Annotated in this window: 8 protein-coding genes; 4 read left to right on the top strand and 4 right to left on the bottom strand. The window is 73.7% G+C overall.

What is annotated here, in order from left to right; translation table 11 throughout:
• The coding region (gene ppk1, locus RM540_RS13430; RefSeq protein WP_311664955.1) for a polyphosphate kinase 1 at window positions 1–2,434 on the top strand (2,434 nt) is incomplete at its 5' end.
• Entirely contained in the window at window positions 2,431–3,081 is a 651-nt protein-coding gene (locus RM540_RS13425; RefSeq protein WP_311664953.1) for a plastocyanin/azurin family copper-binding protein, read from the top strand. The genes ppk1 and RM540_RS13425, both read left to right, overlap by 4 nt.
• Window positions 3,082–3,207: 126 nt before the next feature.
• On the opposite strand, the gene RM540_RS13420 is transcribed toward RM540_RS13425, so the two are convergent.
• The 3 genes from RM540_RS13420 to RM540_RS13410 form a co-directional block, all read right to left on the bottom strand.
• On the bottom strand, window positions 3,208–5,154 hold the full coding sequence (locus RM540_RS13420; protein ID WP_311664951.1) for a hypothetical protein: 1,947 nt from the start codon (window positions 5,152–5,154) through the stop codon (window positions 3,208–3,210).
• A gap of 84 nt (window positions 5,155–5,238) precedes the next feature.
• Window positions 5,239–5,979 carry a gamma-glutamyl-gamma-aminobutyrate hydrolase family protein gene (locus RM540_RS13415; RefSeq protein ID WP_311664949.1) on the bottom strand — a complete coding sequence of 247 codons (741 nt, stop codon included), beginning with the start codon at window positions 5,977–5,979 and terminating at the stop codon, window positions 5,239–5,241.
• 184 nt (window positions 5,980–6,163) lie between these two features.
• Complete coding sequence (locus RM540_RS13410) at window positions 6,164–6,490, bottom strand: Smr/MutS family protein (protein WP_311664947.1); 327 nt, start codon at window positions 6,488–6,490, stop codon at window positions 6,164–6,166.
• Between the two features lie 91 nt (window positions 6,491–6,581).
• Between RM540_RS13410 and RM540_RS13405 the strand changes: the two genes are divergently transcribed.
• Window positions 6,582–7,499, top strand: coding sequence for a YihY/virulence factor BrkB family protein (locus tag RM540_RS13405; RefSeq protein WP_311664945.1), 918 nt, complete (start codon window positions 6,582–6,584; stop codon window positions 7,497–7,499).
• 53 nt (window positions 7,500–7,552) lie between these two features.
• On the opposite strand, the gene RM540_RS13400 is transcribed toward RM540_RS13405, so the two are convergent.
• Window positions 7,553–8,008 carry a TerB family tellurite resistance protein gene (locus RM540_RS13400; protein WP_311664943.1) on the bottom strand — a complete coding sequence of 152 codons (456 nt, stop codon included), beginning with the start codon at window positions 8,006–8,008 and terminating at the stop codon, window positions 7,553–7,555.
• A gap of 522 nt (window positions 8,009–8,530) precedes the next feature.
• Here RM540_RS13400 and metG point away from each other — a divergent pair.
• Entirely contained in the window at window positions 8,531–10,732 is a 2,202-nt protein-coding gene (metG, locus tag RM540_RS13395) for a methionine--tRNA ligase (protein WP_311664941.1), read from the top strand.
• Window positions 10,733–10,798 lie beyond the last annotated feature (66 nt).

Here is a 10,798-nt window from a genome sequence, read left to right as displayed (position 1 = left end):
GCTGCCCGCTGCCCGCTGCCCGCTGCCCGCTGCCCGCCCGGATTCGGCGCGCGTCGGGAGCGTCCGCGCCGGCCGCGCGTTCGACGGGTCCCCCCGCCCCGAGCCCATGCCGAAGAAGACCGACCCCGCCCCGCCCGCCGGCGACGGCGCCCCCTCGCCCGACGCCGACGCGCCCACGACGCACGAGGGCGGGGCGGCCACGGCCACGGCGGAGACGGGGGCGCGCAAGCCCACGACGGCGGACGTCGACACGCCCGGCGTTGCGGACGCCGAGGGCGGGGCGGTCCCGCTCGACCAGACGCTCCCGCTCGCCGTCGAGTCCCGGCCCGTCCCCGAGGGCGCCCCGCTCGACCACCCGGCGTACTACTTCAACCGGGAGCTGAGCTGGATCGACTTCAACTGGCGCGTCTTCTACCAGGCCCTCGACCCGCGCACGCCGCTCATCGAGCGCGTCCGGTTCATCGCCATCACGGCCAACAACCTCGACGAGTTCTACCGCAAGCGGATCGGCGGGCTCAAGCGCCAGCTCGGCGCCGGCGTCCGCGCGCTCTCGCCCGACGGCCGGACGCCGCGCGAGCAGCTCGACCTGTCCAGCGGGGCCGCGCTCACCATGCAGCGGCGGACGTCGGGGCTGTGGGAGGACGAGATCCGCCCCGCCCTCGCTGACGCCGGCCTCGCGATCCGGGACTACGACGACCTCGACGCCGAGGCGCAGGCCCGCCTGGACGACCACTTCCAGCGGCACCTCTACCCCATCCTCACCCCGCTCGCCGTCGACTCGGGCCACCCGTTCCCGTTCATCTCCAACCTCTCGCTGTCGCTGGCCTTCACGCTGCGGCACCCGGGCCGGGGCACCGAGCACTTTGCGCGGCTCAAGATCCCGACCGGGCGGGGCCGGTGGGTCCCCGTCGGCGACGGGTCGCTCGACGTGGTCGCCGTCGAGGACCTGATCCGCCACAACGCCGAGTCCCTGTTCCGGGGCATGAACGTCGTCGGCGTCCACGCCTTCCGCGTGACCCGGAACGCGAGCGTGGAGCGGAGCGAGGAGGAGGCCGACGACCTGCTGGCGATGATCTCCGAGGAGCTCCGCGAGCGGCGGTTCTCCGAGGTCGTCCGCGTCGAGGTCGAGGCGTCGATGCCGCGGCGCGTCCGGTCACTCATCACGCGCGAGCTGGACCTCGACGAGGCCCAGGACCTCATCGAGGTGGAAGGGCTCCTCGACCTCGCCGGCCTCATGGCGCTGGGAGACGCCGACCTCCCGCACCTCAAGGACCTCCCGTGGGAGCCCGTCGTTCCGGTCCGGCTCCGCCATCAGGGGCTCGAAGACGAGGACGACATGTTCGCGGCCATCCGCTCCGGCGACCTCCTGGTGCACCACCCGTACGAGAGCTTCGCGGCCTCGGTCCAGCGGTTCGTCGAGGAGGCCGCCGAGGACCCCAAGGTGCTCGCCATCAAGATGACGCTGTACCGGACGAGCCAGGACAGCCCCATCGTCCGCGCGCTGATCCGGGCGGCCGAGGCCGGCAAGCAGGTGGCCGCGCTCGTCGAGCTCAAGGCCCGGTTCGACGAGGCCAACAACATCGAGTGGGCGCAGCGGCTCGAACGCGCCGGCGCGCACGTGACGTACGGGCTCGTCGGGCTCAAGACGCACGCGAAGACGACGCTCGTGGTCCGCGAGGAGGGCGACCGGCTGCGGACCTACGCCCACCTCGGCACGGGCAACTACAACCCGACGACGGCCCGGTTCTACACCGACTTCGGACTCTTCACGTGCCGCGACGAGATCGGCGACGACCTCGTGGGCCTCTTCCACTTTCTCACCGGCTACGCCCCCGAGCAGGAGTACACGACGCTGGTGGTCGCCCCGCGCGACCTGCGCGCCCGGTTCGTCGAGCTCATCCGCCGCGAGGCCAGCCACGCGCGGGCGGGGCGGCGCGGGCGGATCGTGGCCAAGATGAACGCGCTCGACGACGTCGGCATCATCCGCGAGCTGTACAAGGCGAGCCGGGCCGGCGTCGAGATCGACCTCATCGTCCGCGGCCACACGCGGATGCGGCCCGGCCTCGTGGGCGCGTCCGAGAACGTGCGCATCGTGTCGCTCGTGGGCCGCTTCCTCGAGCACAGCCGGATCTACTACTTCCACAACGACGGCGGGCACCCCGACGTCCTCATCGGCTCGGCCGATTGGATGCGCCGCAACCTGGACGACCGCGTCGAGGTCGTGGTCCCGGTCGAGGACGAGACGGCGCGGGGGCGGCTCCTCCGCACGCTCCAGTTCTGCCTCGACGACAACCGCCAGGCGTGGGACCTCGCGCCAGACGGCCGCTACACGCTCCGCCAGCCGGACGCGGGCGAGCCGGTCCGAGCCTTCCACGACACGCTCATGCAGCGCGCCCGCCGGCGCGTCGAGGAGGACGCGGCATGGACGTTTTGAGGGGACGAGGGGAGAGGGAAGGGGCACGCGCGCGCACGTCCCGCCCCGCCCAACGCGCACAGTCGGCGGGGGCGGGGCGGCCTGAGCAGACGGTCCCCGACCGCCCCGCCCCCACGGAGCCGCCCCGCCCCGCCCGCGCCGCGCGGGCGGGGTGGTGGAGGACGGTGGGCGGGGCGGCCCTGCTCCTGCTCGCCGCGTGCGCGCCGGAGCCGCGCGAGCCGTCGCCGGAGCAGCAGGCCGTCTTCGCGCAGCCGGTCGACGCCGAGCTCGTGGTGCCGGCCGAGCGCAACGCGCTCGCCTACACCGTCACCCGCGTCGAGGCGCCGGCCGGCGCGACGGTCCGCCTGGTCATGGACAACACGGCGTCGACGTCGCTGGCCATGATCCACAACGTGGTCGTGGTCGCGGACTCGGCCGCCGTCGAGCGCGTGGGCGAGGCGGCCGCGGGCGTCCGCGACGACGTCCCGCTCGACGAGGCCGTCCTGGTCCTCACCCCGCTCGCCGGGCCGGGCGAGCGGACGGCCGTCGTGTTCACGATGCCGCCGCCGGGCGAGTACCCGTTTATCTGCACCTACCCCGGCCACTACCGCTTCATGCAGGGCGTCCTCGTCTCCACCCCGCCCGAGGTGAGGAGGGATACGGGATAGGGGAGGGCGGGATGGGCAGGCGCCGACGTGGTTGTACGCAGACGCTGTCCGCCGCCACCCCGCCCCGAAACGACGCCGCCCCGCCCGGAGCAACGGGCAGGGCGGTAGGGCCGGCGGGCGCTTCGTCTACGGCACGAGCGGGGCCAGCTGCGGCGGGCGGGGCGGGAGCGGCTCCATCGTCGGGCGGCGGAGCGGCGGCGTCGCGGACGGGATCTCCCCGCGGCCCAGGTTCACGCGCGGATCGGCGGCCAGGAGCGTCTCGGTCGTGGCGACGAGGTTGCGGAAGTTCTTGGTCCGCCACACCGAGCGGTGGATGCGAGCCACCTTCGCCTGCGTCTGGCGGTAGCGCGAGTCGGGGTTCTGCTCGGCGAGCGCCTGGAGCTGGTCGTGGATCCGGTCCATCCGCCGCTGGATCGACGACGTGAACCCGAAGTCGCCGGCCTCACGGACGAGCTGGGTGTAAGCCCGGTCGACCGACGTGACCTCGGACGGGTCGATCAGGAACGTGGTCTCGTCGAACGCCTGCACGTCGCCGACCACGTCGAGACCAACGCGGCGGAGCACCGACGCCGACCCGATCGGGAGGAAAAAGCGGACGGGCTCGCCGTCGGCGCTCGACGACAGGCGGAGGTCGCCGGCCGCTGGGACGCCGTCGCCGCGCGGGGCGGGGAGGGCGATGTGCGGGTTGAGCGCCCGGAACTTCGCGTACATCGTCGCGCCCTCGACCGGCCCCCACGTCAGCCGCCGCTCGTGCGGGGCGAGCGCGTCGAGCACCTGCGAGAGACGGGCCATGGCGCCGGGGCGGAGCCGGACGAGCTCGCCGCGGAACGACTGCTCGGGCTGGACGAGGTCGCCCTCGGTCGCGCGGAGCGAGCCGTACGCCTTGAGCACGTAGGCCCGCGAGTGCGGCCCGAACGACGACACCTCGTCGACCTGCTCGAACCCGTCGGTCACGCCCCACATGTAGGCGTCCGAGACGTGGGCGCCGCGGACCTGGCCGGGGTTGGCTTTCAGGTACTCGCGGTAGAGCTTGAAGATGTTGCCCGGGCCGGTGTGGTACGCCGAGACGCCTGGAAGCTCGTGGCCCACGGCGTTGGCGTAGGCGCGGACGAGCATGAGCGAGGGCTCCATGGCCAGGAGCGGGTGCCGCTGCTCGCGGACTTGGACCGCCCCGCCCGAGGCCACGGGCAGCGCGTACTGCTCGACGCCAAACATGCCCATGATGTCGGGCATGAGCTGGAACCGGCTCTGCGCCCCGGCCGACGAGATGAGCTGGTCCTGGTTGAACGTCTCGACCGTCCCGATCTCGGTCGGGAGCAGGCTGAGCCCGAGCCGCCGCGCGAGGTTGACCTCGTAGGCGAGGTAGGGCGCGTCGCGCTCACGGGCCTCCCGCGTCTGGTCGGCGTAGCCCCACCGGATCACCAGGGCCGAACGCGGGACGCCGTAGTCCGTCCACTTTTTGCGGAGATCGGTCGTCAGCGTCCGCCGCGCGCGGTTGACTTGGTCCCAATCCGCCTGGCCGGACCCGCGGAAGCGGTCGCGGTCGCCGCGGAGCTGGGCCACCTCGAGTGTCTCGCCCGTCCGGTTGTCGAGGACGCGGACCGTAAAGTTGTCGTCGACCCCGTACGCCTTCTGGTACATGTCGAGCCGCCAGCGGAAGTCGGCCAGGTGGCTGGTCGATACGTCGGCGCCCACGGCCGCGCCGGCGAACGCGCCGGCGAAGTACTGGGCAAACAGCCGGTCGGGGTGGATGTCGAGCCCGCTGAACGTGAACGGGTCGTTGGGGTCGAGCGGGACGACTGCGGCCTCGGCCGCCCCCTGAGGCGGGGCGCTCGTCGGAGCCGCCGCGCCCACGTCGCCGCCGGTGGCGACGAAGACGCCGAGCCCGAGGGCCGCGAACGCGCCCAGCGCGACGAGCGGCGTACGAAGACTCTCTCGGAACGCGCGGCGCCCGCGGGCGCCCTGCGGCGAGGTGTCGTCGGCCGGGTCCAGCGGCTCGCCGACGGCGTCGACGGGCGCCACGTCGGCGTCGTCCGGGAGCGGGCGGAAGCGGGGGTCTGAGGGCGTAGACATGGGGCGGGCGGGGCGGGGTCTCGAGCGGGGGCCGTTAGCTAACGGCCCTCTATTCAAAAACCGCGCCCGCCCCTCACAGTTCCTTCAGAGACCGATTCCGGCCCTGTTCTCCCGCCCCGCCCGGGCACGCGCGACCAAGTCCTCGAACACCGCGTCCAGCGGCGGACTCATAGCTTCGGGGTGGAACTGGAGCCCCACGAACGTGCCGTCGGCCGTCTCGATGGCCTCGACCGTCCCGTCCGGCGCCCGCGCCGAAACGACGAGGCCGGCGCCAGGCTCGGCGACCGCCTGGACGTGCCGCGTGTTGACGTCCACCGCGCCTCCGACGAGCGCGTGCAGCCGCGTGCCCGGCTCGACGGCGACCGGATGCGTGGTCCCGCCCCGCCCGCTGCTGTGGATGTCGGCGTCGGCGTCGCGCTGGACGTCGGCGTAGATCGTGCCGCCGCGGAGCGCGCTCGCGAGCTGCATCCCGTAGCAGACCCCGAGCGCTGGGCGGCGGGCGTCGAGAAAGGCCCGGAGCAGGCGGACGTCGGACGCCGTGCGGGCGGGGTGGGTCTCGTCGATGTCGTCGGGGAGCGCGCCCACGAGCCCGTCGGTGACGGCCGGGCCGCCGGTGACGACGAGGCCGTCGAGGAGCGCGGCAAAGGCGTCGGCGGCCTCGTCCGTTTCGAGCATTGGGACCAACAGCGGCAGCCCGCCCGCTCGCTCGACGGCGCGGACGTAGGCGAGGTCGAGCCGCTGTTCGAGGGCGCCGCTCTCGGTCGGGTTGAGCGACGTCGTGATCCCGATGCGCGGGCGGGGCGGCGTCTGAGTGGCAGATAGCACGTGTTCAGGTAGCAGGTGGAGTCAGCGGCGGACGCGTCTGCGCCCGTGATGCGGACGAGGGCGGGGCGGGGGTGGCTCCCGTGACTCCAGAGACGGACGCGCGGCCACCGCCCCGCCCCTACGTGCGGCGAGGGCGTACGGCGAGGGCGGGGCGGTGGCCTCACGCCGGACTGCCGGCCGCCCCTCAGCGCAGGTCGCGGAGCGTGAGGCGGCCGGGGAGCGGGGCGGCGTCCGGCGCGAGCCCGAGGAGCACCGCGCCCTCCTGCCGGAACGACGACGTCACGGGCGGGGCGAAGGCGCCGGCGTCGAGCTCCGCGTGGAGCGCCGTCTTGATGGTCCGCCGCCCCGCCCCGCTCGTCGACGCGCCGTGGACGACGCGGACGGTCGAGCGCCCGCGCCGGGCGGCCTCGACCACGGCGGCGTGGGCGAGCCCGAGCGCCTCGTCGACGCGGGCGCCGTGGAGGTCGAGGGTGACGGTGCGGCCGTCGTCGTCGAGCCGGGGGCGGAGCACGGGGCGGGGCGTGAGGAGGCCCCAAAGGTACGCGGCCGCGGCAACCCCGCCCCGCCCCGCGCGTGAACGGACCGACTCACACCCCCGACCTATGCCCTCCGCCTGGACCACCACCAAGAACCTCCTCACGGCCACCGGCAAAGACGTGATGGACGACGACGTCCCGAGCCTGAGCGCCGCGATCGCGTACTACACCGTGTTCTCGCTCCCGTCGCTCCTCGTCATCATCGTCGGCGTCGTCGGGGCCGTGGTCGGGCCGGCCCAGGTCGAGGAGGTCGTCGTGAGCCAGATGGGCGACCTGATCGGCCCGTCGGCGGGCGACGCCATCCGCACCATGATCGCCGACGCGAGCGACCTGGGGACCGGGATCGGCTCCAAGGTGGCCGGGCTCGCGGCGCTCCTGTTCGGGGCGACGGGCGCGTTCGCCCAGCTCCAGCGGGCGCTGAACCGGGCGTGGGAGGTCGAGGACGACGACGACAGCGGCGTCGTGGGCGTCGTCCTCAAGCGGCTGCTCTCGTTCGGGATGGTGCTGACGATCGGGTTCTTCCTCCTCGTCTCGCTCGTCGTGAGCGCCGCGCTCACGGCGATCGGGGGGGCCGCCGAGGCCGCCGTCGGCGGCGGCGCCGTGGCGAGCACGCTGGTCCAGGTGGCCAACGTCGTCGTCGGGCTCCTGGTCATCGCGGCCTTGTTCACCTTCCTGTTCCGGGTGCTCCCCGACGCCGAGGTCGCGTGGCGCGACGCGGCCGTCGGCGGCCTTGCGACCTCGATCCTGTTCACGATCGGCAAGTCCCTCATCGGGATCTACCTCGGCACGGCCAACCCGGGCTCGGCGTTCGGGGCCGCGGGCTCGCTCGCGCTCATCCTCATCTGGATCTACTACTCGTCCTTTATCGTCCTCGTCGGTGCCGAGTTCACGCAGCAGTGGGCAAACCGGCTGGGCCGGGGGATCGACCACGAGGACGAGGACGTCCACCCGATCGCGCAGCCTCGCGACCCGGCCCCGTACTGAGCTCTGCGCCCGACCGCGCAGCCTAGGGCGGGGCGGCCGCCCCGCCCGCGGGCTCAGACGCTGAGCGGGGCGGGGCGGATGGGACGGCGGACGGCGTCGGTCGCCTGCTGCACGCCGAACGCCACGTCGTGGAGGCCCGCGACGTCGTCGCGGTCGAGGCCGAGCACTTCACGGGCCTCGTGGAGCCCGACGTGCTCGCCGGGCTCGATCACGCCGTCGGCGAGGACGACGTCGAGGAGGTTGAGCATGAGCGCCCGGCGCAGCTCGACGTCGTGGTCCTTGAACTGGAGCAGGCACCGCTCGAGCGGCGGCGGCTGGATGGCGAGCCGGAAGACGCGCTTGCGGGCGTCGCCGGAAAGGTCGCCCAGGTCGAGCGACTCGAAGATCCGGTCGTCCTCGCTCTCATCCATGTCGCGGTCGGCGGCGGACATGGCAAAGAGGGCGCCGTAGAACGAGAGGCGGTCGTCTTCGGAGAGTGAGCTGAGGTCGAGCGTGTCGGGCGTGGTCATGGCGGCCGTCAGGGGCGGGGCGGGGAAGGGCGGCGCCAAGCTACGCCCCCGCCCCGCCCGAGCGGACCGCGGCGGGGCGGACCCGGCGCGAACCTTCGGCGAGACGCTTGGGCCGACCGGGACGACCAGCCACGCGACCTGCCGCAGGGCCGGGCGGCCTCCCGCGTTGTAGACGTTTGGGTAGACGCTTGAGCCGCGTGGGGCGGGGTGGCCCGGGGCAGCGCTCCCGCCCCGCTCGGCACCGCCGGCGGCGCCACCCCGCCCGAGGCCACCTGCGGGCGGGGCGGTCCTGAACGGCCCCGCCCTGCCTGGGCGCCGTTGCCCGGCGTCGTTGCGTGCAACGAGGCTACCGTGCCCACCCCGCCCATGGCGCGCGGGGGCGGGGCGGTTGTCTCCGCCGCCCGCCGCAATTCCGGCCGTCTTCCGCCCCGCCCGGTGGCGCCGCCCCGCCCCGCCCGCCATCTTCCCGTACCCCGTACCCCGTACCCCGTACCCCGTACCCCGTACCCCGTAACCCCGCGCATGCCCGACCGCCCGCTCCTCGTCACCTCGGCGCTCCCGTACGCGAACGGGCCGCTCCACCTCGGCCACCTCGCCGGGGCCTACCTCCCGGCCGACCTGTTCGTCCGCTACCAGCGGCTGCGCGGGCGCGACGTGGTCTGGGTGTGCGGGTCCGACGAGCACGGGGCGGCGATCGCCATCCGCGCGCGGCAGGAGGGGACGACGCCGCAGGCCATCGTCGACCGCTACCACGCCGAGTTGGAGAGCGCCTTCGCCGGCTTCGGTATCGCATTCGACGCCTACGGGCGCACGACCTCCGAGACGCACCGGGAGACGAGCCAGGACCTGTTCCGGGCCATCGACGCGGCCGGCGGGTTCGTGCGCAAGACGGCGACGCAGCTCTACGACCCCGAGGCCGGCCTCTTCCTGGCCGACCGCTTTGTCAAGGGCACCTGCCCCGTCTGCGGGTACGACCAGGCCTACGGCGATCAGTGCGAAAACTGCGGGTCCACGCTCTCGCCCGACGACCTCGTCGAGCCGCGGAGCACGCTCTCCGGCGCCGCCCCGGAGCGGCGCGAGACGACGCACTGGTACCTCCCGCTGGGCGATCTCCAACCCGCCCTCGAACAATGGATCGGGACGAGGGCGGGGTGGAAGCCGAACGTGCTGGGCCAGGTGCGGAGTTGGCTCGACGCCGGCCTGAGCCCGCGCGCCATGACGCGCGACCTGGATTGGGGCATTTCGGTGCCGCCCGACGTCGAGGGCGACACCGACGGGAAGGTCCTCTACGTCTGGTTCGACGCGCCCATCGGCTACCTCTCGATCACGAAAGAGTGGGCGGCGGCGCAGGGCGACGCGGAGCGGTGGCGGCGGTACTGGCAGGTCCACGAGGACGGGACCGCGCCCGAACTGGTCCACTTTATCGGCAAGGACAACATCGTCTTCCACTGCCTCATCTTCCCCGCCATCCTGATGGCGACGAACCGCGCAGCGGACGCCGCAGGCAATGCGGCGCAGCCGGACCTGCCGCAGTTGGCTTCGCCGTCTGCGGAGCAGTTTGTGCTGCCGGAGAACGTGCCGGCCAATGAGTTCCTGAACCTGGAGGGCCAGAAGCTCTCCACGTCGCGCGGCTGGGCGGTCTGGGCCGAGGAGGCGCTGCAGGCGTTCCCCGCCGACGCCCTCCGCTACGCGCTGGCGGTCGGCCTGCCCGAGACGAAGGACGCCGACTTTACGTGGTCCGACTTCCAGAACCGCGTGAACGGCGAGCTGGCCGACGTGGTCGGCAACTTCTGCAACCGGGCGCTCACGTTCGCCGACCGCTTTACGGGCGGGGCGGTGCCGCCGCTGGAGGAGCCGTCCGAGGCCGACCGCGAGCTTCTCGCCGCCCTCGCCGCCGCCCCGCCCGAAGTCGGCGCGCTCTACGAGCAGTACCGGCTCCGCGACGCCGTCGCGCGGACGGTCGCGCTCGCGCGCGCGGGCAACCAATACCTCCAGGAGACCGAGCCGTGGAAAACGCGGAAGACGGACGAGCGGGCCATGCGGAACACGGTCCACGTCGCGCTCCAGGTCTGCGCCGGGCTGTCCGTCCTGCTCGACCCCGTCGTGCCCGAGACGGCGCGGCGGCTCCGCGAGATGCTGAACCTGGAGGGCGTCCGGTCGTCCGCGGGCGGGGCGGGGGCGAACGGGGCGGCCGGCGGCGAGGGCGAGGCGGGGATCGGCTGGGCTGACGCCGGACGTCCGCTATTGCAGACAAACCACCCGCTCGGCACACCCGGCATCCTCGTCCGCAAGATCGAGGACGACGAGGTCGAGGCGCAGCGCCAGCTCCTCGACGACCGCGAGGCGACGGCGACCGGCGACCCGGCCGCTGCGGACTCGGGCGAGCCCTACGCCCCGCTCAGCGCGCCCATCGCGTTCGACCAGTTCACCCCGCTCGACCTGCGGGCGGGGCGGATCCTAGCGGCCGACCTCCACCCGAACGCGGACAAGCTCCTCCGCTTCGACGTCGACCTCGGGTTCGAGACGCGGCAGATCCTGTCCGGCGTCCGCGAGCACTTCGCGCCCGACGACCTGGTGGGGCGGACGGTCGTCGTCGTCGCCAACCTCGCGCCGCGGACGATCCGCGGGCTCGAGAGCCAGGGGATGATCCTGTTCGCCGAGAACCGCGACGGGGCGCTCCTGGCCGTCGAGGCCGACGGCGAGCCGGGCGCGGTCGTCCGCTAGCCGCCCCGCCCGTTCCGGCGGGGCGTGCGGGCGGGGCGGCCACCCCGCCCCCTTTGCGCCGCGTGG

Source organism: Rubrivirga litoralis (assembly GCF_031846415.1).
Classification (GTDB): domain Bacteria; phylum Bacteroidota; class Rhodothermia; order Rhodothermales; family Rubricoccaceae; genus Rubrivirga; species Rubrivirga litoralis.
Note: the sequence above shows the minus strand (reverse complement) of the source record. Positions and strands in the feature narration are given on the sequence as shown.

Excerpts from the sequence above, each read along its gene's own strand:
- RM540_RS13405 (WP_311664945.1), top strand. The coding sequence starts at position 6,582 with ATGCCCTCCGCCTGGACCACCACCAAGAACCTCCTCACGGCCACCGGC.
- RM540_RS13400 (WP_311664943.1), bottom strand. The coding sequence starts at position 8,008 with ATGACCACGCCCGACACGCTCGACCTCAGCTCACTCTCCGAAGACGAC.
- metG (WP_311664941.1), top strand. The coding sequence starts at position 8,531 with ATGCCCGACCGCCCGCTCCTCGTCACCTCGGCGCTCCCGTACGCGAAC.
- RM540_RS13420 (WP_311664951.1), bottom strand. The coding sequence starts at position 5,154 with ATGTCTACGCCCTCAGACCCCCGCTTCCGCCCGCTCCCGGACGACGCC.